This is a genomic window from Halomonas denitrificans, from assembly GCA_019800895.1.
Taxonomy (GTDB): domain Bacteria; phylum Pseudomonadota; class Gammaproteobacteria; order Xanthomonadales; family Wenzhouxiangellaceae.
In genome coordinates, this window is sequence record JAHVKF010000003.1 from 371,277 (window position 1) to 393,710 (window position 22,434).

The window sequence follows — 22,434 nt, forward strand, 5'->3', positions numbered from 1 at the left end:
AGTCCCGTGACCCCGGCGCCCGCTGACCCGACGTCGGCGGCTGGGTCGGCTGGCGCATCTCCAGCCGGCGCTCTGGCCGAACGCCTGGCCGAACTGGAATCCCGAACGCCGGAGGGCCGGATCGACCTCGGCCTGGAGCGCGTTCGTGCGGTGTTCGACGAACTCGCCCCGGACCTTGCCGGACGCCGCATCGTCAGCGTTGCCGGTACCAACGGCAAGGGTTCGACGGTCGCGTTCATCGAGTCGGGCCTGCGCGCAGCGGGCCGATCCACCCTGGCCTATACCTCGCCCCACGTCGTCGATTTCCGCGAGCGATTCCGCCTCGACGGTGCGCCGGCCCCGGCCGAGGACCTGGTGGCCGCGCTCGACAGGGTCGAACGTGCCCGCGGCCGCATCCCGCTGACCTACTTCGAGCAGATCACCCTGGCCGGCTTCGTGCTGGCCGAGCGGGCCGACGTCGACACGCTGATCCTCGAGGTGGGGCTGGGCGGGCGGCTCGATGCGGTCAACGTGGTCGACGCCGACGTGGCCGTCATCACGTCGATCGGCCTCGATCACAAGGAGTGGCTCGGGTCGACCCGTGCCGCGATCGGGCGCGAGAAGGCCGGGATCGCCCGCTGCGGGCGCCCGGTGGTCGTGGCCGAGCCGCGTCCGCCGGCCGGACTGCTCGACGGGCTCGAGGCCCTCGGCGCCGAGGTCGTTGCCTGGGGATCCGGCGTGGCGGCGCGGTGGTCGCGCGGTCGCCTGTCGGTCCGCGTCGGGCCGCCGGAGCGCGCAACGCTCCGGATCGCCGGCCTGACCCCGGGAATCTCCGGCCACCACCAGCGGACCAATGCCGCCGCGGCCGTGGTCGTGCTCGATCGGCTCGGCCTCGGCGAGAAGGCGATCCGCGACGGACTGGCCTCGGCCCGCGCCCGCGGCCGCTTCGAGCGGATCGCCGACGACCCGCCGACCTTCGTCGACGTCGCGCACAATCCGCAGGCCGCGCGCGCACTGCGTGACCTGCTGGACGCGCGGCCCGGGCGCAAGCGCGCGGTGTTCGCGGCGTTGGCCGACAAGGATGTGGCCGGAATCGCGCGCGCGATCGCTCCGGCCATTCACCGTTGGTACCTGGCCGAGTTGGAGGGTCCGCGCGCGCTTCCGATCGCCAGCCTGGCGTCGCGGATCCGCCGCGGCGGTGTGTCCGGGTCGCGGGACGCGGTAGAATCGTCGCCGAAATCGGTCGCGGAGGCGCTCCGTCAAGCCCGCGCCGACTGTCGCGGTACCGACGAGGTCATCGTGTTCGGTTCGTTCCTGACCGCCTCCGCCGCCGTCCGTTGTTGCGATTCGTAATGGATTCCGCCCGCCTATGGACAACGTCCTCAAACGCCGCCTGATCGGAGCGTCCATCCTGATCGCGCTGGCCGTGATCTTCCTGCCCATGTTGCTGGTCGGGCCCGAGCCGGAGCTGGACGACCGCCGGCTGAGCGAGCCGTTGCCGGAGATGCCGGCCGGCGATCGCGAGGTGCGCCGGATTCCCCTCGATCCCGATCTCGCGCGCGTTCCCCCGTCGCGGGTCGACGAGACGGCGGCCGGCGTCGACGGACGTGGATCGGCCCCGGCGGGCGAGTCCGCGATCACACCGGCCGATCCGCGCGCTTCCATGGATTCGCCGTCACGACAGGCGCCGCCCGACGAGATCGTGTTGAACCCGTCCGGGGGTGATCGGTCGTCCGATGCCGCACGACCCGCCGACGCGGAGCCGCCGGTGCCCGATCCCGCCGAGGGTGGTCTCGTCGATGTAGAGCGATCGGACGTCGGGGCTCCGGGCGCCGAGGGCGCAGCGGCGGCGGACGAGGCGGCCGGTGATTCCGGGCAGGCGGCGGTCGCGCCGTCCGGTCCCGGTTCGACCGAACGTCGTCCGGTCGTCGAAGCGGCGCCCTCTGCCGGTGACGGCAACTGGGTCGTCCAGGTCGCGAGCTTCGGTTCACAGGATTCGTCGCAGGCCACCCGCGAGCGCCTCGAGGCGCTGGGCCACCCCGTGATCACCGACGAAGTCGTGCGCGGCGACACCATGCTGTATCGCCTGCGCACCGGGCCCTATGCCGACCGGGCTCGGGCCGAAACCGCGCGCGGCCAGATCGCCGCCACCGTTGCCGGAGTCGAACCGATCGTGCGCGAGGTCTCGGACGCGGAACTGCAGGCCACGCCCGGCTTCGCCGTCCAGGTCGGCTCCTTCGCCAGCGAGGAGAATGCCGAGCGCGAGACGGCGCGACTGCGCAATCTCGGCTTCGATGCGTTCCGCCAGAGCGAAGATGCGTCGGGTCGGGCGATCTGGAAAGTGCTCGTCGGCACGGTCGAAGACCGCTCCGAGGCCGAAACACTGCGCGGGCGGCTGGTCGACGAGGCGGGCGTGGAAGGCCTGATCGTCAGTCACCCGTGAATGGCCCCCTGCGGAGCCGGCGGGAATGAACGGGGCGGACATCGCGATCCTGGCGGTGCTCGCGCTCTCGGTGCTGGTCAGCCTGTTTCGGGGCTTCATCAAGGAAGTGTTCTCGATCCTGGTCTGGGTCGCCGCGGCGTTCGCCGCATTCCAGGCCGCGCCGCTGCTGGCCGAGGCGCTGGAGCCGCACGTGGCGCTGCCGTCGGCGCGCACGCTGATCGCCTTCGTCGCGGTGTTCGTGCTGGTCCTGGTGGTCGGCGGGCTGATCAGCTACCTGGTCGGCAAGGTGGTCGAGAAGACCGGACTGTCGGCGACCGATCGCCTGTTCGGTGGACTGTTCGGCCTGGCGCGCGGCGTCGTGATCGTGCTGATCGCGGTCATGCTGGCGCGGATCACGCCGTTTCCCTACGACCCGTGGTGGCAGGAATCGCGCCTGATTCCACGGTTCGAGACCATGGCCGCGTGGGCGGCCGGATTTCTTCCCGAGTCGGTGCAGGAGCTGCTCGACTCGGGCCAACAGCAGATGCAGTCCCCGCGGGAAACCGAAGCGGTGGATGTCGATTCAAGAGCGGAGCCGATCTGAATGTGTGGAGTCGTTGGAATCTTCGGCCGGAGTCCGGTCGCCGCGCGCATCTACGACGCGCTGACCATCCTGCAGCACCGCGGCCAGGACGCCGCCGGCATGACCACCCTCGATGGGCGTCGGATGCGTTCCGCGCGCGGGATCGGCCTGGTCCGGGACGTCTTCGATGCGAAGCTGATGGATGGCCTGACCGGCGACGTCGGCATCGGCCACGTCCGCTATCCGACTGCCGGCCTGGACCGTCCCGACGAGGCCCAGCCGATGTACGTCAACGCACCCTGGGGGATCGCCCTGGGTCATAACGGCAACCTGGTCAACGACGAATCGCTGTCCGAAGACCTGTTCAACCAGGACCGTAGGCACGTCAACACCGAGTCGGACTCGGAAGTGCTGCTGAACATCCTGGCCCACGAACTCAGCGTCCGGGCCGACCAGGGCATCCGGCCGCAGACGGTGTTCAGCGCGGTCGACGGCGTGCACCGGCGCTGCAAGGGGGCCTACGCCGCCGTCGCCCTGATCGCCGGGGTCGGCCTGCTGGGCTTCCGCGATCCGCACGGCATCCGGCCGGCGGTGCTCGGCAAGCGCGAAGCCGAGCACGGCGACGAATACATCATCGCGTCCGAGTCGGTCGTGCTCGACATCCTCGGGTTCGATTTCGTCGGCGATCTCGCGCCGGGCGAATCGGCGCTGATCACGATGGACGGCGAGCTGCACCGTCACCAGAGCGACCAGGCGCAGGCGCATACGCCGTGCATCTTCGAATACGTGTATTTCGCCCGCCCCGACTCGATGATCGACGACCTTTCCGTCTACAAGACCCGACTCCGGCAGGGCGAGAAGCTGGCCGAGAAGATTCTCAGGGAGTGGCCCGATCACGACATCGACGCGGTGATTCCGATTCCCGACACCAGCCGTACGGCCTGCCTGCCGATGGCCCAGATGCTCGACGTGAAGTACCGCGAGGGCCTGATCAAGAACCGCTACATCGGCCGGACCTTCATCATGCCCGGCCAGGCCGAGCGCGCGCAGTCGGTCCGGCGAAAGCTCAATGCGATCGAGCTGGAATTCCGCAACAAGAACGTCCTCCTGGTCGACGATTCGATCGTTCGCGGCACCACGTCGCGGCAGATCATCCAGATGGCGCGCGATGCCGGCGCCAACAAGGTCTACATGGCCAGCGCCTCGCCGCCGGTCCGCCATCCCAACGTCTACGGCATCGATATGCCGGCGGCCAGCGAACTGGTTGCCGGCGGCCGCAGCGAAGAGGAGGTGCGCGAGTACATCGGCGCCGACCGACTGATCTATCAGGACCTGGCCGATCTCGAGGCCGCCGTGCGCGGCAAGAACAGGAAGCTCGACGGCTTCGACTCCTCCTGCTTCAACGGCCGGTACGTGACCGGCCTGGCTGACGGCTACCTCGAGGCCCTCGAGCGCAAGCGCAGCGACGCGGTGAAGGAGCAGCGTCGGACGTCCGGATGAACTCCCTCCCGTTCTGGTTCGGTGCGGTGTTCGTGCTGGTCGGCACGATGGCGCTGATCCGGGCGGTCCGCAATCTCGGCCTGGCTGAGCGGAGTCGCACCTGGCCGACCGTGCCCGGCCGGATCGAATCGGTTCGACTCTGGGGCGGCCGCAGGATCGACGGCGAGATGCGCGAGGTCGAGCACCTGGCCGTGGACTTCCGCTATTCGTTCCGCGGCAGGACCCATCGCGGAACGGCGCCCGCCCTGTATACGGTGGTCTACCCCAGGACCGTCGAATGGGCCCGGCGCTTCGAAGCAGGAGCGGGCGTCGACGTCCACGTCGACCCGGACCGCCCCGATCGCGCCGTGCTGGTTCCCGGCCCCCATCCCGAGAAGCCCTACAGCGACGTGGTCCTCGCCGCATCGGGGCTCATGCTCGGCCTGGCCCTGGTGGCTTCGGCGTGGGTGGGGCTGCTGACGTGACCGGGAAGCAGAGCGTGCGTCGCGAGGATCGCTTCGGCCCCGTGCGTGACCTGGGTCTCCGGTCGGGTGCCCGGCCCCTTCCGGCGATTTTTCGCTGGATTGACTCGGACCTGGGACAGGCATAGGATGTGAAGTCCGTCAGGCTTTGGAGTCTGTCCGGTGAAACACATCACAACCATTGTCCTCGCGCTTCTTCTCGCCGGGATTTCGCCCATCTCGAATGCCCAGATCGAGGGACTGGTGGGCACCGAGTTCACCTATCAGGGACAGTTGTCCGAAGCCGGTTCGCCGGCGGACGGCCTGTTCGATTTCGAATTTCTGCTGTTCGATTCGTCGGGCGGTGCATTCCAGCTGGCACCGCCGGCGTTACTCGATGACGTCGCGGTGTCGGAAGGGATCTTCACCGTGCAGCTGGACTTCGGGCCGGTCTTCGAAGCCGCCGACGAGGCGTGGATCGAGGTGCGAGTGCGCGAGGGAGCGAGCGGTGGGACCTACACGCCGCTGCTTCCTCGTCAGCCGGTCCACGCGACGCCCTATGCTCAGACGGCGACCAGCGTCCTGCCGAACTCGATCGGCACCGTGGAAATCGACCCCGACCAGGTGCAGCGTCGCGTCACCGGAACCTGTGGTCCCCTGTCCTTCGCGACGGCGGTTGCCGCCGATGGCAGCGTGACGTGCGGCTCCAGCCTCGATGCCGGCTTCTGGCAGAGCGGGGTCGGGAACGCCATTCACTATTCCTCCGGTGCGGTCGGTATCAACTCGGCCGATCCGGAATTCGATCTCCACGTGGATGGCGAATTGTTCGTCAACTCCGGTGCCGGCCGACTGAATATCGGTCTACCGAACAACGGCAATCAGTGGCGTTTCTCCACGCAGGGGTCGGGCGGGAACCTGCAACTTCAGTCCAAGCCGGCAGGGAGCTTCACCTACACACGACGGATGTACCTGAATGGCTCCAGCGGAAACGTCGCGATCGGCAACAATTCGTCGCCGGACGAGGAGCTGGTGGTGGGCAGCAATCTCGGCAGCGGTTGGGCAGTGCCGGCGATCACCGTCGGAGGGGCCACCGGCGGAGCCATCCAGGCGGGAAATACTTCCTACAAGGTTTCCTTGGAAAACTCATCGTCGATCGGCCGCGCGCGGATGATCGTCACCTCGCCGACCGGTTTCGGTCGCGGCGAGATCGAGATGCGCACCAACGGATTGACGGTCGGAGAGAACGCGGGCGGTCCCGGTTCGTACATGCTCAAGGTGGCGCACGGCAGCTTCGGCATGAATCTGGAACGCGCCGGCACGAGCAACGACTGGGAGCTCCTGACGTCCAGTGCCGCGGCCAGCAATCTGAATCTCTACGCCAACGGCGCGTTTCGCGGTAGCTTCAGCGGCACCGATGGAACCTGGAATCCGTCGTCCGACCGACAATTCAAGGCCGACATCGAGCCCCTTGAATCGGTGCTGGCGAACGTGATGCGCCTGGCGCCGTCGAGCTATCGCATGCTCGGCAATGGCGGCCAGGACCGGTCGATCGGTTTCATTGCCCAGGACGTCCAGCCCCTGTTCCCCGATCTCGTCCATTCGGTCGACGACGGGCGGACGCGCGCGTTGACGCTGAACTACGGCGGCTTTGCAGTGCTGGCAATCCGGGCCATCCAGGAGCAGCAGGCAATGATCCGTGCTCTGGAACGTTCCGTCGAAGAGCTCGAGACCCGGATCGCCGCCATGGAGCGCGGAACTTCGCGCTGAAGACTCATGATTCGACTGCCTTTCCGGCTTTTCCAGTCTCGGTCCCTCCCGATCGGGATCGCAGTGGTGCTGCTCGCGTTCGCCGCAACCGGTTCGGGCCTGGTCGGCGCCCGGTCCGGTGGTCCGCCGGCCTTCGGCCTCGAACGCCACACGATCGATGGCGGTGGAGGCGCGTCGGCGGGCGGGGGCTACTTCCTGATCGCGACGATCGGTCAACACGACGCTGCTCCCACGCCTTCGATCGGAGGTCCCTATAGTCTGAGCGGCGGATTCTGGGCATCGGGTTCGACGAGCCACCTGTTCGCGGACGGTTTCGAGGGCTGATCGAAGGTTCGGATTCTGCTCCGCAGCGTCGAAGGTGGACGGTCTGCAGCAGAGACCTGCGTGGCCCTGTCCATAGCGTGCCGGCCGACATGCTGCAGATGCTCGTAGAATGCAGCCATGCGAGCGCGGCCCTACGTCCTGGAAGACCACGTCAGCGCGTCCCTACCTTCGTCCCGGCGCGGCGAATGAAATCGACGACGCTCTCGATGCTGGATTGGCGGGCGTTGCTTGGTCATCTGGTCCGCTGGCTCAGCAACCTCCGCCGTGCCGGCAACGCGCGCAAGCAGGAGTCGAAACGCGCGCTGGAGGACGTCGTGAGAACCGTCCGGCGGACGCAGGTGGTCCTGCGGGCGATCGACGGCGGTCGGGCCGCGCCGGCCGACGAAGCCGATCTCGCCGAGCGGTGGACCGAGCTCGGCTTCCGGCTGGAATCCCTGGGGCTTGGCAAACTGGCCAAGCGCTGCGAGATCCGTGGCCGACACGGCGCCGACCCGGAGGCCCTCGATGCGGAGTTCATCGCGCGCGCCGATATCCAGCTCGACCGGATCGAGAAGCTGGCCCGATTGACGCTGCGTGAACTCGATTCGAAGTAGCGTCTTCCTGTTCGAAAACGGAGGTCCCGGAATGACCGGAGCGCGCGTACTTCAGATTCTCGGCCTGATCCTGCTGCTGCTCGGCGGGGCGGCGATCGCCCTGCAGCTCGGCGGCGGCGGGTCCCCCGTTGCCTGGCTCGGCGCCATCGGACCGATCGTCATGGGCATCGCGCTGCTGATCATCGCCCGTGGCCTGGAGCGGGAATCCTGATGGCGCCGGCCGCCGCGGATCACCCTGCGTTCATGGCCCCGCACCGACAATCCTGCGCATGAGCGACCTTGCCATCGTCTGGTTTCGCCGTGACTTCCGCCTTGCCGACAACCCGGCCCTGGACCACGCGCGCAATCACCATGACCGGGTGCTGGCCGTCTACATCCACGATCCGGACGCCATGGGCGACTGGGCGCCGGGTGCGGCAAGCCGCTGGTGGCTCCATCATGCCCTCGAGGACCTCGCGGACCGCCTCGCCGATCGCGGTGGCTCCCTGGTGTTGCGTGCCGGCCCGGCCGGGGATCAGCTGCAGCAGCTGGTCGAGGAGACCGGAGCCGCGGCCGTGTACTGGAACCGCCTCTACGAGCCGGCGATCGTCGAGCGCGACAAGCGGATCAAGGCCTCGCTGAAGGGCGCGGGCGTCGAGGTCGAGAGCTTCCGGGCCGCGATGCTGTTCGAGCCCTGGGAGCTCCTGCACGGCGACGACGAGTACTACAAGGTCTTCACCCCGTACTGGAAGCGCATGCAGTCCGACTGGCGCGCCGTTTCGAGCCGGCCGGAGCCCATGGACCTCGACGGGCCGTCGAAGCGGCCGGCCTCCGAGGACCTGGCGTCGCTGGATCTCCTGCCCGACGTCGATTGGGCGGACGGCATCCGCGATCGCTGGGAGGTCGGTGAACTGGCCGGGCGCCGCCGCCTGAAGCACTTCGTCGAGGACGACGTCGAGCGCTACGCCGCCGATCGGGATCGTCCGGATCTCCGCGGCACCTCGTCGCTGTCGCCCTACCTGCACTTCGGGCACATCTCGCCGGTCCAGGTGGTCGAGGCGCTGGAACCCTCGGGGGAGCTCCCCGGCGGCAAGGGCCCCTTGACGTTCGTCAGCGAGCTTGCATGGCGCGAGTTCTCGACCCTGCTGCTGTTCCACGAACCGCAGATCACCGACGAACCGCTGAAGGACAAGTTCGCCGATTTTCCCTGGCGAAGCAGGTCGGACTATGCCGACGATCTCGAGGCCTGGAAGCGCGGCCGCACGGGTGTGCCGATCGTCGATGCGGGCATGCGCGAGCTGTGGCACGAGGGCTGGATGCACAACCGCGTGCGGATGATCGTCGCCTCCTACCTGACCAAGAACCTGCTGATCCCGTGGCAGGAGGGCGCGAAGTGGTTCTGGGACACGCTGGTCGATGCGGATCTCGGCAACAATACGCAGGGCTGGCAGTGGACCGCCGGCTGCGGCGCCGACGCGGCCCCGTTCTTCCGCGTGTTCAACCCCGAACTGCAGGCCGAGAAGTACGATCCCGACGCGGCCTACATCCATCGCTGGTGCCCCGAGCTCGAAGGACTGGACATCAAGGCTTTGAAGAAGCTCGACGACGACGAGCGCGAGGAGCGCGGCTACCCGCCGATGCAGGTCGACCTGAAGGGCAGCCGGGAGCGCGCTCTGGAGGCCTACCAGGACATCAAGGGCTGACCTGCTGCCACGCCTCGATGCAGTCCTGCGTGGCGGGCGGACGAAGCGTTATCCTGCGCTCGTTTCCGGACGGATTCCCCGATGAGCGACTGCTGCGACGTTTCCTCGATCGAGCGCCTGCGCGAACGGCAGCGGTCGACACTGCTTGTCGTGCTGCTCATCAACGCGGTGATGTTCGTGGTCATCGTGGCTGCGGCGCTGATCGCCGATTCCAGCGCGCTGCTGGCCGACAGCCTGGACAATTTCGGCGACGCCGTGACCTACGCGCTGAGCCTGGCGGCGGTTGCCGGCAGCCTTCGCGCCAAGGCCCGGGTCGCCCTGTTCAAGGGCGCGCTGATCCTGGCCGCCGCGCTGGGCGTGCTCGGACAGGTCGTCTATCGGCTCTGGGTGCCGTCCGTACCGGTGTTCGAGCTGATGGGCGCGTTCAGCCTGGTGGCACTGGTGGCCAACGCGGTGTGCCTGACGCTGCTGTGGCGGCATCGCGACGAGGACATCAACATGAGCTCGGTCTGGGAGTGTTCCCGCAACGACATCGCCGGCAACGTCGCGGTATTTGCCGCCGCCGGCGGCGTCTGGTGGTTCGAGGCCGGCTGGCCCGACCTGGTCGTGGCGCTCGCGCTCGCCCTGCTGTTGCTTCGTTCGGGAAGCGGCATCCTTCGCTCGGCGCGGCGCGAGCTGGCATCGTCGCCCGCATCGAACTGAAGATCGCTTCGGGCCGCAGGGTCCGCTTCGGTCAGGCCTTACGCGGGTCGAAGTGCTTGTGATAGCACCAGTGCCAGGGTTCCCAGTCGATGTTGTGCCGGTTGTTGTTCGGGAACGACTCGTGGAAGCCGTACATGCCGGCGCGCGCCTTCAGCCACTCGTAGGCCCGCGACATCGAGAACTCCGCGGTCAAGGGCGCGACGCCCGGCGCGGTCAGGTCGAGGGCACGACCGCTGTGATGCTCGCTGTAGCCGGGGGCGGCGCTCGTTCGCAGGACCTTGCCGATGGCCATGCCGCCGTTGAGCTTCTTGCGGAGCAGGCCCGCCTGGTAGCCGATGGTCCGGAAGCCGGAGACCGGCTGCAGGTCGATGTTGCTGCGTTGCGCGTCGGTCTTCATCGCCTTCCACGCTTCGGCGGCCGCCTTGTCGAGCTTGATCTCGCGATCGAAGATGTCGGTGCCGATCGACACGCACTCGGCGTTCTCCGGGGTCAGCCGCAAGCGATAGCGCACGCCGTAGTTCGACGGGATGCCCAGCTCGCGGTGCAGCTCGGCCACTTCCTTTTCCCACGGTTCCGCGTCGTCGATCAAGCGCTTGGCGAGGGTGACCGGTTCTCCATCGCCGGGCGTTTCGGCGACCTCGTAACCCATTCGCTCCATGAAGGACCAGGCCTGCGGCTTGACCGTGCAGAACAGGCGACCGATGCCGAAGGTCCGCGCGTGGCGCTCGACCGTGGTGACCAACCGGCGCGTGGCCTCGGCTCTGGCCGCGTCGGGATCGAGGTACATGGCCATCAGGCGCGCGCGATCGAGATCCAGCGCCGCCATTCCGACCAGCTGTCGATTCTCGATCGCGAGCATCAGCGCTTCGTCCGGAAGCAGCCGGTGGAGTTGTTTTTCGATGTTGTCGCGCTGGGTCGCGGACTGGGACTTCATCAGGTCCGGAAGTCGGTTCCGGATCAGGCCGGCCAGGCGGTCCAGCTCGGCACGGCGGGCAGGTCGAATTCGCAGGTTGGATGTCATCGACGGGCCTTCGGGGAGTCTCTTGGGGTGATTGGTATGATTCGTTGCGGAGCCCCCTTGCGAACTGCATCCGAACTCTTGAAAACGATCGTAGTATCGCTGATTTTCCTGCCGATTGCAGCCGTGGTGCTGCTGGTGCCGCTGGTTCGCCTGGCGGCTCCCGTGTGGCCCGTGGCGGTCGAGGAAAGGCTCGATCCGGTCGGCCGCCCCGAGCTGGCGTTCGCCGGCCCCGATGAGGACGATCCCACGGTCCGGTCGCGACCGTTGAGCGCGGCGGTGCTGGATCGCGGCCGGAATCCGCCGGTGCTGGGCTACGTGGTCGCTGTTCGCGAACCCGACGGCGTCACACGCGAGCCTCCGGCGTCGGCCCTGTGGTGGCCCGGCGTGGAACGTCCGGGGTGCGACCTCGGGCTCTCGGTCGAACGTGTCCTCACCTGGCGGCCGTGCAGCGAGTTCCTGCGCGTCCATCATCCCAATCGCATGACCACGATCAGCCGCTTGAGCGTCGCGCTGGACCGGCTGCTGGTCTCCCGGGACGCCGCCGTCGAGGGCCCGGATGACGTCGCGCCCGCGGGGGCCGGGGGCGATCGCGGCGGTGCGGACAGGAACCAGGACGATCGTCACGAGACCGACACACCGCCGGGGTAGCGTGCAAAAGGTACTTGGACGAGGTTTCTGCTCTCCTGTGCCGAAGGGGGATCGCCGGAACGCCCTGCGAGCCCTCCGATGGTCGTTCAACCATCGCTTTCGACTCCCTTCCCCGCGCGCCGCGCGGGTTTTTTTTGACCCGCGGACCGGCCCGCGTCGAGTCAGGGCGGCGGGGTGCCGCTGGCGTCAGCGATGTCGTCCAGCCCGTGGATGGCCATCAGCAGCCGCTCGAAGCCCAGGGCCACACCGGAACACTCCGGCAGTCCGTGCTCCAGCGCACGCATCAACGCCTCGTCGATCGGCATCGCGGGAAGCCCGTGGCGGGCTCGGGCGCGATTGTCGGCTTCGAAGCGCTCCCGCTGCTCGTCCGGGTCGGTCAGCTCGAAGTATCCGTTGGCCAGCTCCAGCCCCCCGGCGAACACTTCGAACCGCTCGGCCGTACGCGCATCGTCGGCGCTGAGGCGGGCCAGGGCAGCCTGGCTGGCCGGAAAGCGATGGACCACGGTCAACTGGCCGTCCGGCAGGGCGGGCTGGACCCGCATCGCCAGCAACCAGTCGAACAGGCCGTTCCGGTCCAGGTCGCCGGGCGCGTCGTCCAACGCCGCGGCCAGCCGTTCCGTGTCGGCGTCCAGCGGATCGAACCCCACCGCCTCGAATGCGAGCTCGGACCAGGTCGTCCGGCGAACCCGCCAGCGGCGATCCGATGCCGTTCGGACCAGGTCGATGACTTCCTCGGCGAGTCGTTCGGCGTTCCAACCCAGCCGGTACCACTCGAGCATCCAGAACTCCGGCCGATGGCGGCGGCCGCGTTCGCCGCCGCGGAACACGGGTCCGAGCTCGTAGAGGTCGCCGGCGCCGGCGGCCAGCAGGCGCTTGTGGGCGTACTCGGGCGAGGTGCGGAGGAAACCGCCGTCGGCCAGGGCGACGCTCTCGATGTGCAGGTCGGTCACGCCGTCCACCGTGACCGGGCTGGCCACTTCGAGCACCCCGCGCTCGGCGAAGAAGGCCCGGACAGTGCGGGCCAGCTCGGCGCGCCGCCGGAGGCGCAGGGTCAGCGGCACGTCGCTCACGAGCCGGCGGCGCCCGGATGGGGTGTGCCGAGCTTGCCGAGCTTCAGGCCGACCCCGAGGCGGGCCAGCTGGGTGCGCTGGATTGCCAGGCTGCGGGCCGACAGCGGATGCCGGCCCAGCCAGCCTTCCGGCAGCCTGAGCTTCAGGCCACGCTCGTCCGACTGCAGCGCGAAGTCGGGCAGGTCGCTGTCGGAGCGGGCCCGGCACAGGGCGACGGAGAGGCGAACCAGCGCCAGCAGCACGCGGGCAGCTTGATGCAGGCGCTCGGGTAGCGCGTCCAGTGCATCGGCGGGAATGCGCCGGCGCTGGTAGCGCAGGAGGAATGCCATGAGCTCCTGTTCCTGGCGCGAGAATCCGGCCATGTCGGAGTGCTCGACGATGTACGCGCTGTGCAGCTGGTACTGGCTGTGCGCGATTCCCAGTCCGCTCTCGTGGAGCCGGCAGGCCCAGTCGAGCAGGTCGCGATGTGCGCGGCGGAGGCCGTGGAATTCCGCCACCTGTTCGAAGCCGGTGAGGGCGAAGTCGCGGACGCGGTCGGCCTGGGCGCGATCGACCCCGAATCGTTCGGCCATCGCCTGGACCGTCGTCTCGCGCGGGTCGGTCTGCTCGAGGCGGCCGAACAGGTCGATCAGCACGCCTTCTCTCAATGCGTAGGGGCTGATGTCCAGCCGTTCGATCGTGAACGCCTCCATGCAGGCCTCGAGCACCAGCAGGCCACCGGCGATCACGGGCTGGCGACGGGAGGACAGGCCGGGAAGGTCGACCGCGCCGACGTGCCCGGCCGCCAGCACCCGGTCACGGAGGTCGGCGACATCGTCGACGGTGATCGGGCGCGGGGTTTCTCCATCGCGCGCGGCGATCATCGACTGCACCGCCCGGATGGTGCCGGAGGTGCCGACCGCCCGGCGCCATCCGATTGCGCGCAGCGCCGGCTGCAGCGCCAGCAGCTCCTCGGCGATCTCCTCGCTCATCCGGTCCCAGCGATGGGCCGTCACCCGGCCGTCGCCGAAGGCGCGGCGGGTGACCGACACGCAGCCGTACTGCAGGCTTTCGGCCAGGGCCGGGTCGCGGCTGTGGCCGGCGACGATCTCGGTCGAGCCGCCGCCGATATCCAGCACGACCCGGGCATCCTCCTCGGGCGCCGCGCCGAGTCGAGCACCGAGCCAGACCAGGCGCGCCTCCTCGCGGCCGCTGATGACGTCGATCGGGCAACCCAGCGCGGTTTCGGCCACCAGCAGGAAGGCGCGCGGCGATTGCAGCCGGCGGAAGGTCTGGGTGCCGACCGCTCGGATCTGGCGATTGGGAATGCCGGCCAGGCGCTGACCGAAGCGGGCCAGGCACCCGAGAGCGCGTTCGCGAGTCTCGGCGTCGAGCCGGCCGTCGTCGTCCAGCCCACCGGCGATACGGACCATTTCGCGAATCCGGTCGATCACCCTCAGCTCGCCGTGCTCGCGGCGGGCCACGAGCATGTGGAAGCTGTTGCTGCCGAGATCGACGGCCGCGTAGAGGTCGCTGTCGGTCATGGAGCGCGCCCAGGGCCCGGGAATCAGAGACGGATCATACGCGCCCGGCCGGTCAGGCGTGTTCGGTGCTGCGCTCGATCAGGGCCTGTTGCAGGCGCAGGGGCTCGGCACCGTCGCCGGGCCAGGCGTGCCGATAGCTGCCGTCCGCCTCGAGAATCCACGCCTCTCTGTTGTCCCGGAACGCCAGCTCGATCGCCTCCTCGTGGACCCGCTCGGCCAGCTTCGGCGCGAGCAGTGGAAACGCCGCTTCCACGCGCTGGAACAGGTTGCGTTCCATCCAGTCGGCGCTGGAGGCGTAGGTGTCCGGGTCGCCGCCGTTGGCGAAGCGGTAGACCCGCGAATGCTCGAGGAAGCGCCCCAGGATCGACCGCACCTGGATCGTGTCCGACAGGCCCGGAACGCCGGGTCGCAGGCAGCATGTGCCGCGGACGACCAGGCGGATCGGCACGCCGGCGCGCGACGCGCGGTACAGCGCCCGGATCACGCGCGGCTCGGTCAGCGAGTTCATCTTCGCGTCGATGCCGGAGGGCCGGCCTGCCCGGGCATGCTCGGCCTCGCGCTCGATCCGGCCCAGCACCCAGTCGTGCAGGTCGAAGGGCGACTGGATCAGGTGCGCGAACTTCGGCGCCCGGCCCAGTCCGGACAGCTGCTGGAACAGCTGGTGAACGTCCTGCCCGAACTGCTTGTCGGCGGTCAGCAGGGCGAAATCCGTATAGCCCTTGGCCGTGCCCTGGTGGTAGTTGCCCGTGCCCAGGTGCACGTAGCGCTTGAGGCGGCCGCGTTCGCGTCGCACGATGACCATCATCTTGGCGTGGGTCTTGTGGCCGACCACGCCGTAGACCACCTGGACACCGGCTTCCTGCAGCCGCGTGGCGAGCGTGATGTTGGCCTCTTCGTCGAAGCGGGCGCGCAGTTCGACGACCACGGTGACGTCCTTGCCGGCCCGCGCCGCTTCGACCAGGAGGTTGACCATGACCGAGTCGCTGCCGGTCCGGTACAGGGTCTGCTTGATCGCCAGCACCTCCGGATCGGCCACCGCCTGGCGCAGCAGGTCGACGGTCGGGGCGAAGCCGTCGTAGGGATGGTGCAGCAGCCAGTCGCAGCGGCGGATCGCGGCGAAGAGATCGTTGCCGGCCGTCAGCGCGGCCGGGACGTTGGGCTGGAACGGCGGGTAGAGGAGGTCCGGACGGTCGGCGCTGTCACAGAGGGCGACCATCCGGTTCAGGTTGACCGGCCCGTCGCAGCGATAGACGTCGGCTTCGTCGAGGCCGAACTTCGACGTCAGCAGCTTGGCCACGTGCTCCGGGCAGTTCTCGGCCAGCTCGAGGCGGACCGCCTCGGCGAAGCCCCGCTCGAGCAGCTCCCCCTCCAGCGCGCGGGCCAGGTCCTCGATCTCCTCCTCGTCGACGAACAGCTCGGAGTTGCGGGTGACCCTGAACTGGTAGCAGCCGCACACGGTCATGCCGGGGAACAGTTCGTTGATGAACTCGTGCAGGATCGACGACAGGAACACGAAGTCGTTGTCGCCCTTGCTGTAGCTCTTCGGAATCTTGATCAGGCGCGGCAGCGACCGGGGTGCCCGAACGAGGGCCAGGCCCGGGTCGCGGCCGAAGGCATCGCGGCCTTCGAGTTCAACCGCGAAGTTCAATGACTTGTTCAGGATTCTCGGAAACGGGTGGACCGGGTCGAGGCCGAGCGGGCTGAGGACCGGCATCAGTTCGCGGCGGAAATGCTGGTGCAGCCACTTGTGCTGCGCCTTGGACCACTTCGATCGCTTCAGGATGCGGATTCCCTCCGCCTTCAGCGCCGGGGTGAGTTCGCGGTTCAGGACCCGGTACTGGGCCTGGACCAGTTCGTCGACCGCCGAGCGGATCGCGGCCAGCGTCGCGGCCGGGGTCAGGTTGTCCGGCCCGGGCTGCTGCGCACCGTGCTGCAAGCGCTGCCGGATCGAGGCCACGCGCACCTCGAAGAACTCGTCGAGGTTGGTGCAGGAGATGCACAGGAATCGCACCCGCTCGAGCAGCGGCAGCCCGGGATCGCGAGCCAGTTCGAGCACGCGCCGGGTGAAGCACAGCAGGCTCAGTTCACGGTTCAGGTACAGGGACGGGTGCTCGAGGTCCTCGTCGTTCCAGACGTCGAGTTCCGGCGCCTGCTGCAGAACGCGTTCGACCGGTCCCGCGACCGGTGCTTCGTCGATGTCTTCGAGGACCCGGTCGGCCATTCAGACGACGTCGGAAAACCGGTAGCCGTGGCCGCGCACGGTCTGGACGTAGCCCGCGTGACCGGTCGGCTCCAGGGCCTTGCGCAGGCGCCGGATGTGTACGTCGACGGTTCGTTCCTCGACCGCGCGATCGTCGCCCCAGAGCTCGGTCAGCAACTGGCCGCGACTCCACGCACGGCCCGGGTGGCGCATGAACAGGCGCAGGAGCCGGTATTCCGTGGGCCCCATGCTCAGGGGGCGATCCCCGGCCAGCGCCCTGCGCGATTCGAGGTCGATCACCAGTTCGCCGACCCGGATCCGGGTTTCGTCGACGGTCTCGGCCGCAGGCCCGGCTTCCGGCGATTCACCGTTCGGGGCCGGGGCCGAGGGACGCGCGCGGCGAAGAACGGCGCGTACGCGGGAGATGAGCTCGCGGGTCGAGAACGGCTTGACCACGTAGTCGTCGGCGCCCGAGTCCAGCCCCTGGCTGCGATCGCGCTCGTTGCCCCGCGCGGTCAGCAGGATGATCGGGATGTCGCAGAGGTCATCGCGACCGCGCAGGGTACGGGTCAGCTGCAGGCCGTCGAGGCCGGGCATCATCCAGTCCAGCACGATCAGGTCGGGACGCGGCGCGCCGTCGAGGCGCGCGAGCGCCTGGTCGCCGTCGGCGGCCACATCGACGTCCATTTCCGCTCGATTCAGGCTGAAGGCGAGCATGTTCCGGATCGGTGCCTCGTCGTCGACTACCAGGATCTTCGGCTTCATTATGGACCGGTCGGCAGGGGTTCCGATCCATTATTCGAGCGCAGGTTACTGAATCGTGACAGCTGCCTTTCGGTTCCGTGACGCGTGTTCGACGGCCGCGGCGGGGCGTCAGCGCCGCTGGCGCACCTGTTCGCCACGCAGCTGATCGAGCCGTGCGGTGATCCGGGCGCGCTGGTAGTAGTCCAGCGTGTCGCGCTCGAGGATGCGCTCGAGCTGTTCGATCGCCTGGATCAGGCCGCCTCGCTGGTAGTAGTTCTCCGCGACCACTTCGGCGGCGCGAACCGGGTCGCCGGAGCGGTCGGCGGCATAGGCGAGCATCTCGCTGACGTTCAGGTCGCCGGGCCGCCGGCGCAGTTCGCTGGCCAGGATTTCCGCTGCGCGCTCGGCGGCCTGAGGCGAGCCGGCGCGAAGCAGTGCACGAGCATAGGGGATGGCGACGGTCTGGCTCTGGCCGTACGCCGCATACAGCGTTCCGTAGGCGTCCAGTGCCGCGTCGATGCGTTCGCGCGCGATCAGCAGGTCGGCCTCGATGAGTCGATACAGCTGGTGATCCGGTTCGCGCTCGAGCAACCAGCCGATCTCGGCTTCGGCGTCGGCGTAGCGGGCCGCCTCGATCAGCGCCATCGCCAGGCCGTAGCGGTTGGCGGCCTCGACACCCTCGCCCTGGTCGAGCCGTCCCCGAAAGTATTCGATGGCTTCGTCCGGCTGGCGCGCCATGGACACGCGCAGACGTGCCTGCACGAGGTGGAAGCGGTCGTCCCGGTACGGGCGGCGCACGTCGAGGCGCTCGGCACGATCGCGGGCCTCGGCAACGCGGCTGACGGTCATCGGATGCGTACGCAGATACTCCGGGGGGCCGGCGCCCATCGAGCGAGAGGCACGGGACAGGGTCTGGAAGAATGCCGCCATGCCGCTGGGGTCGTAGCCGGCGCGCGCCATCAACTGGATGCCGATTCGATCGGCCTCGGCTTCGTTCTGCCGGGTGTAGTTGATCTGCGACTGCTGGGCAAGACCCACGCCGGTGGCCAGGACCCCTTGCGCGGTCTCCGCATCCATCCCGCCGGCCATGCTGCCGGCCAGAACCAGGCCCATCGTCGCAAGCATCATCGGCAGGGACATCGATTGCTGGGCTTCCATGCCGCGCTGCAGGTGTTTCTGCGAAACGTGCGAAATCTCGTGGGCGACCACGCCGGCGACTTCGTCGGCGCTGTCGGCTGCGAGGACGAGCCCGGCATTCAGCGCCACGACGCCCGCCGGCGCAGCGAACGCGTTGATGCCGGGGATCCGCAGGACATGGAAGTGGAACTCCCGGTCGCGATCGTCGGAGTGCATGACCAGGCGATAGCCCATGTCCTCGAAATACGAGGCGACGATCGGGTCTTCGACCAGCAGGCCTTCCTGGCGCATGTAGAGGCGGAAGTCGCGCGGAAACGCCCGCTCCTGTTCCGGCGGCAGCACCTGGCCGGTTCCGCCCATGTCCGGGAGTCGGACGCCGTCCTGGGCCGCTGCCGGCGCACCGCCGAAGGCCAGCGCAGCGGCAAGGAGCAGGTTCAGCAGGCTCGAGATCGGACGTCGTCGGGCATTCGGCATTGGGTTCGGCTCGGTTCGGCAGGTCGTCGGGCGGACGGGCATGCAAGAATAAAGCATGCACCTCACGAGTACCTCAGACCGATGAGCCCCGGTCCCGGTTCCCCGGCGCCGGAACGCATCGTGCTGGTGCGCCGCGCTTCCAGCCCCGACCTGCATGCCCGGCTGCTCCGGCTCCTCGGCGATCGTTCCTTGCGCACGCGCGTGTTCCTGCAGGCCGATGGCGTGACGCTTGCGGCCGACCCGGACGTGCCCGAATCGCTCCTTGCTGCTGCCGATTGGCAGGTCTGCAGCGGTTCCTGGAAGCGCCGGCACGACGGCGACCCGCCGGCGCCGTTCGAGCCGGCCACGCTGGCCGCCTGGCTGGATGTGCTGCTGCCGGACACCGGTCCGGGGCCGGACCTGGTATCGATCGGCCGGGCGGAGAGGGTCGTGGATGACCGTTGATCTGTTGTTCGAGATCGCCCACCAGCCGATCGACGATCGCGACCGGCTCGAGACGCTGGAGCCGGTGCTCGCCGCGGCGACGCTCGAGCTCGATATCGACGTGCTGTTCCGCGGCGCCGGCGCGGGCCACCTCGCGGGTCCGGGGAGCGAGCGGTGGAACCAGGTGATCGATTTCGGTCTGGGTCGCTTGTGGCTCTGCTCGAAGGACGGCGGGGCGTATGGGAGCGGGTGCGACGTCGAATCCGGTGTCGAACCCGACGTCGGATGCCGCGGCGTCGAGGCGGAGCGGATCCCGGTCGATGCGATCGAGCAGTTTCGGCGCCGAGCCCGTAAAATAGTGGAGCTGTAGGCGATGACCGAAGCGACCGTGATGGACATCGAAGGGCGCCGGATCGACCTCGGAGCCGATGGCCACCTGCTCGACGCCGCGTGCTGGAGCGAAGGCGTGGCGGAGGCGATGGCCGAGAGCGACGGGATCGAACTGCGGCCGTTGCACTGGTGGCTGATCCGCTTCGTCCGCGACCACCACGAGCGTTACGGCATGCCGCCGCTGATGCGGGTCGCGATCCGTGCGATGCGCGACGAGACCGGACAGCACGATGCCTCGAGCCGAACCCTGTACCGGTTGTTTCCCGACGGTCCGATCCGGGAAGCCTGTCGCTACGCGGGTCTGCCGCGGCCCGAGTCCTGCATCTGACGCGTACGTCCGGCGCCGCGGGCGTCCGTCGCCCGAACCCATGAACCCGCTGCGCTCGTCGGCGCAGCTACCGACCGACCGGAACCGACCATGAGCCAAGCCATCGTGATGTACTCCCGTGCCGCCTGTCCCTACTGTGTGGCTGCCCGCAATCTTCTGAAATCGAAGGGCGTTCGCTGGACCGAGGTGTCGCTGGATGCGGAGCCTGCCCGGCGGGCGGAGATGATGGAGCGCACCGGGCGCCGCACGGTGCCGCAGATCTTTATCGGCGACATCCACGTCGGCGGCTTCGACGACCTCGATGCGCTCGACCAGGAAGGCGAACTCGATCGCCTGCTGGCCGATTGAGCCGTGCCGCCCCATTCAAACCAGAAGGATTCGAACACGTGACCACCACAATCACCGTCATCCGAGGCGACGGCATCGGCCCGGAAATCATGGACGCCACGCTGAAGGTGCTCGACGCACTGGATTGTGGCTTCGAATACGACGTCCAGCGCGCCGGCCTGGAAGCCCAGGACGCTGACGGCACCCTGCTTCCGCAGGCCACGCTGGACTCGATCGAGAAGAACAAGCTGGTGCTGAAGGGGCCGCTGACCACGCCGGTCGGCGGTGGGTTCCGCTCGTTGAATGTCGAGTTGCGCAAGCGATTCGACCTGTACGCCAATGTGCGCCCGGCGATCAGCTTCCCCGGAACCCGATCCCGATACGACGGCATCGACCTGATCACCGTGCGCGAGAACACCGAGGGTGCCTACCTGGCGGAGGACGCCAGGACCAGCGAGGACGGCTCGCGCGCCGAATCGAAGATGATCGCCACCCGTGCAGGCTGCGAACGCGTCGTCCGATACGCCTTCGAACTGGCCGACAAGGCGGGGCGCAAGAAGGTCACGGCGGTGCACAAGGCCAATATCCTCAAGGACGTTTCCGGCCTGTTCCTCGACGTCGCTCGCGAGATCGCCGAGGACTACCCCGGGATCGAATTCAACGACATGATCGTCGACAACTGCGCGATGCAGCTGGTGATGAATCCCGAGCGCTTCGACGTGATGGTGACCACGAATCTGTTCGGCGACATCATCTCGGACCTGTGCGCCGGCCTGGTCGGCGGCCTGGGTCTTGCCCCGGGTGCCAACATCGGTGACCGGGCCGCGATGTTCGAAGCCGTCCACGGTTCGGCCCCGGATATCGCCGGGCAGGGCATCGCGAATCCTTGCGCTCTGTTGCTCGGTGCGGCCCAGATGCTGGACCATCTCGCCATGAACGACCGCGCCCGGCGCCTGCGCGCTGCGATCCGCGACGTCATCTCGTCCGGCGACCGGGTCACTCCGGACCTCGGCGGCAAGGGAACCACGTCCACGTTCGCCGACGCGCTGGTGGAACGGATCGAGGGCTGAGGGTCTCGAGGCCAGGGACGAGGGGGCAGGGGCCAGGGGGGCAGGGTCCGAGGGCTGGTACAACCGTCGCCCGGAGCATCCACTCGTCCCTTCCCCCTGGTCCCTTCACCCTGTCGTGCAGTCCCTATCCCCTGGAGAAAGGCAGCAACGCCAGGTCGCCGGTCGTCGGCATGCGTGCCTGGGCGATCTGCTCGGCCAGCCAGTCGCCGGCCCGCGCCACCGACACCTCAAGCGTCTCCCCCCGGGCCAGCAGTGCACAGATCGCCGCCGAGAGGGCGCAGCCCGTGCCGTGGTAGCGGCCCGGCCGCCGGGCGCGGTCGAAGGTGCGGCGGCGGCCGTCCGATGTTGCCAGCAGGTCGCGGCAGGTCGCATCCGAGCCGTGCCCGTCCTTGATCAGCACGGCCCGCAGACCGAGTTCGAGCATCCGGTCGGCCAGTTCATCGACCGGGGCGTCGGCATCGGCGCCGGTCAGGATCGCCGCTTCCGGCCGGTTCGGTGTGACCAGGGCGGCCCGGGGAAGCAGCCTGTCGACCAGGGTCCGGGTGGCCGATTCGTCGAGGAGTCGATCGCCACTGGTCGCGACCATGACCGGATCGATCACCAGCAGCGGCGCTCCGTCGCGGGGCAGGGCCGCGACGATCGCCTCGATCAGCGGCGACGAGGCGAGCATTCCGGTCTTGATCGCGGTCAGCGGGAGATCGTCCAGGCAGGCCCGGATCTGCGCGGCGACGAACCGGGCAGGCAGCGACTCGATCGCGGTCACGCCGAGCGTGTTCTGCGCGGTCACCGCCGTCAGCGCGCTCGCACCATGCACGCCGAACGCGGCAAAGGTCTTCAGGTCGGCCTGGATCCCGGCCCCGCCACAGGCGTCCGAGCCGGCGATCGTCAGCGCCGCGCAATCCAGGCTCGCGGCCGGATGTTGTAGATCTGCAACAGTGTTCATGGGTCGTGGGGCCTTGAATTTCGGGGTTTTGAGCGGCGTATCACGGAAATCGTCGGAAAAGACGTTGTATTTTCGCCAACCGAGCCATTACACTTCATTCCAACGTTAAGTGATCGTTGGCCCGGCTCGCGTGAATCCGCGCGT

Annotated in this window: 24 protein-coding genes; 17 read left to right on the top strand and 7 right to left on the bottom strand. The window is 68.5% G+C overall.

What is annotated here, in order from left to right:
- Nucleotides 1–6: 6 nt before the first annotated feature.
- The 11 genes from KUV67_10250 (at nt 7) to KUV67_10300 (ending at nt 9,992) form a co-directional block, all read left to right on the top strand.
- Nucleotides 7–1,332 carry a bifunctional folylpolyglutamate synthase/dihydrofolate synthase gene (locus KUV67_10250; protein ID MBY6205262.1) on the top strand — a complete coding sequence of 442 codons (1,326 nt, stop codon included), beginning with the start codon at nt 7–9 and terminating at the stop codon, nt 1,330–1,332.
- A gap of 16 nt (nt 1,333–1,348) precedes the next feature.
- On the top strand, nt 1,349–2,422 hold the full coding sequence (locus KUV67_10255) for an SPOR domain-containing protein (GenBank protein ID MBY6205263.1): 1,074 nt from the start codon (nt 1,349–1,351) through the stop codon (nt 2,420–2,422).
- A gap of 25 nt (nt 2,423–2,447) precedes the next feature.
- Nucleotides 2,448–3,005 (top strand): CvpA family protein, encoded by a 558-nt coding sequence (locus KUV67_10260; GenBank protein ID MBY6205264.1) that lies wholly within the window; start codon nt 2,448–2,450, stop codon nt 3,003–3,005.
- Nucleotides 3,006–4,484, top strand: a complete 1,479-nt coding sequence (purF, locus tag KUV67_10265; GenBank protein ID MBY6205265.1) for an amidophosphoribosyltransferase — start codon at nt 3,006–3,008, stop codon at nt 4,482–4,484.
- Entirely contained in the window at nt 4,481–4,948 is a 468-nt protein-coding gene (locus KUV67_10270; GenBank protein ID MBY6205266.1) for a DUF3592 domain-containing protein, read from the top strand. Before purF ends, KUV67_10270 begins: the two co-directional genes overlap by 4 nt.
- Nucleotides 4,949–5,107: 159 nt before the next feature.
- A complete protein-coding gene (locus KUV67_10275; protein ID MBY6205267.1) occupies nt 5,108–6,691 on the top strand; it encodes a tail fiber domain-containing protein in 1,584 nt (527 codons plus the stop codon).
- Nucleotides 6,692–6,757: 66 nt separating this feature from the next.
- Nucleotides 6,758–7,015, top strand: coding sequence for a hypothetical protein (locus KUV67_10280; GenBank protein ID MBY6205268.1), 258 nt, complete (start codon nt 6,758–6,760; stop codon nt 7,013–7,015).
- Nucleotides 7,016–7,200: 185 nt separating this feature from the next.
- Complete coding sequence (locus KUV67_10285) at nt 7,201–7,608, top strand: hypothetical protein (GenBank protein ID MBY6205269.1); 408 nt, start codon at nt 7,201–7,203, stop codon at nt 7,606–7,608.
- 31 nt (nt 7,609–7,639) lie between these two features.
- Nucleotides 7,640–7,819 (top strand): hypothetical protein, encoded by a 180-nt coding sequence (locus tag KUV67_10290; GenBank protein ID MBY6205270.1) that lies wholly within the window; start codon nt 7,640–7,642, stop codon nt 7,817–7,819.
- A 58-nt stretch (nt 7,820–7,877) separates the two neighbouring features.
- Nucleotides 7,878–9,290, top strand: a complete 1,413-nt coding sequence (locus KUV67_10295; protein ID MBY6205271.1) for a DNA photolyase family protein — start codon at nt 7,878–7,880, stop codon at nt 9,288–9,290.
- An 81-nt stretch (nt 9,291–9,371) separates the two neighbouring features.
- Nucleotides 9,372–9,992: a cation transporter gene (locus tag KUV67_10300; protein MBY6205272.1), complete on the top strand. Its 621-nt coding sequence runs from the start codon at nt 9,372–9,374 to the stop codon at nt 9,990–9,992.
- A gap of 31 nt (nt 9,993–10,023) precedes the next feature.
- On the opposite strand, the gene KUV67_10305 is transcribed toward KUV67_10300, so the two are convergent.
- Nucleotides 10,024–11,013, bottom strand: coding sequence for a GNAT family N-acetyltransferase (locus KUV67_10305; protein MBY6205273.1), 990 nt, complete (start codon nt 11,011–11,013; stop codon nt 10,024–10,026).
- Nucleotides 11,014–11,091: 78 nt separating this feature from the next.
- Here KUV67_10305 and KUV67_10310 point away from each other — a divergent pair, with 78 nt between their 5' ends.
- Nucleotides 11,092–11,661, top strand: coding sequence for a hypothetical protein (locus KUV67_10310; protein MBY6205274.1), 570 nt, complete (start codon nt 11,092–11,094; stop codon nt 11,659–11,661).
- Nucleotides 11,662–11,822: 161 nt separating this feature from the next.
- Here KUV67_10310 and genX read toward each other — a convergent pair whose 3' ends face one another.
- The 5 genes from genX to KUV67_10335 all read right to left on the bottom strand — a co-directional run bounded on the left by genX (nt 11,823) and on the right by KUV67_10335 (nt 18,809).
- Nucleotides 11,823–12,731, bottom strand: coding sequence for an EF-P lysine aminoacylase GenX (gene genX / locus KUV67_10315; protein MBY6205275.1), 909 nt, complete (start codon nt 12,729–12,731; stop codon nt 11,823–11,825).
- Nucleotides 12,728–14,254, bottom strand: a complete 1,527-nt coding sequence (locus KUV67_10320) for a Ppx/GppA family phosphatase (GenBank protein MBY6205276.1) — start codon at nt 14,252–14,254, stop codon at nt 12,728–12,730. The genes genX and KUV67_10320 overlap by 4 nt, the downstream gene beginning before the upstream one ends.
- Before the next feature lie 52 nt (nt 14,255–14,306).
- On the bottom strand, nt 14,307–16,475 hold the full coding sequence (gene ppk1 / locus KUV67_10325) for a polyphosphate kinase 1 (GenBank protein MBY6205277.1): 2,169 nt from the start codon (nt 16,473–16,475) through the stop codon (nt 14,307–14,309).
- Nucleotides 16,476–17,219 carry a response regulator gene (locus KUV67_10330; protein ID MBY6205278.1) on the bottom strand — a complete coding sequence of 248 codons (744 nt, stop codon included), beginning with the start codon at nt 17,217–17,219 and terminating at the stop codon, nt 16,476–16,478.
- A 108-nt stretch (nt 17,220–17,327) separates the two neighbouring features.
- Nucleotides 17,328–18,809, bottom strand: a complete 1,482-nt coding sequence (locus tag KUV67_10335) for a M48 family metalloprotease (protein MBY6205279.1) — start codon at nt 18,807–18,809, stop codon at nt 17,328–17,330.
- 81 nt (nt 18,810–18,890) lie between these two features.
- On the opposite strand from KUV67_10335, the gene KUV67_10340 reads away from it, so the two are divergent.
- From KUV67_10340 to KUV67_10360, 5 genes are all read left to right on the top strand, one after another.
- Nucleotides 18,891–19,253, top strand: a complete 363-nt coding sequence (locus KUV67_10340) for a hypothetical protein (protein ID MBY6205280.1) — start codon at nt 18,891–18,893, stop codon at nt 19,251–19,253.
- Entirely contained in the window at nt 19,243–19,602 is a 360-nt protein-coding gene (locus tag KUV67_10345) for a hypothetical protein (protein ID MBY6205281.1), read from the top strand. The genes KUV67_10340 and KUV67_10345 overlap by 11 nt, the downstream gene beginning before the upstream one ends.
- Nucleotides 19,603–19,605: 3 nt before the next feature.
- Complete coding sequence (locus KUV67_10350; GenBank protein MBY6205282.1) at nt 19,606–19,950, top strand: TusE/DsrC/DsvC family sulfur relay protein; 345 nt, start codon at nt 19,606–19,608, stop codon at nt 19,948–19,950.
- 90 nt (nt 19,951–20,040) lie between these two features.
- Entirely contained in the window at nt 20,041–20,298 is a 258-nt protein-coding gene (gene grxC / locus KUV67_10355; GenBank protein ID MBY6205283.1) for a glutaredoxin 3, read from the top strand.
- A gap of 38 nt (nt 20,299–20,336) precedes the next feature.
- Nucleotides 20,337–21,347, top strand: coding sequence for an isocitrate dehydrogenase (locus KUV67_10360; protein ID MBY6205284.1), 1,011 nt, complete (start codon nt 20,337–20,339; stop codon nt 21,345–21,347).
- A 124-nt stretch (nt 21,348–21,471) separates the two neighbouring features.
- Here the strand turns inward: KUV67_10360 and thiD are convergent, their stop codons facing one another.
- Nucleotides 21,472–22,290, bottom strand: coding sequence for a bifunctional hydroxymethylpyrimidine kinase/phosphomethylpyrimidine kinase (gene thiD / locus KUV67_10365; GenBank protein MBY6205285.1), 819 nt, complete (start codon nt 22,288–22,290; stop codon nt 21,472–21,474).
- Nucleotides 22,291–22,434 lie beyond the last annotated feature (144 nt).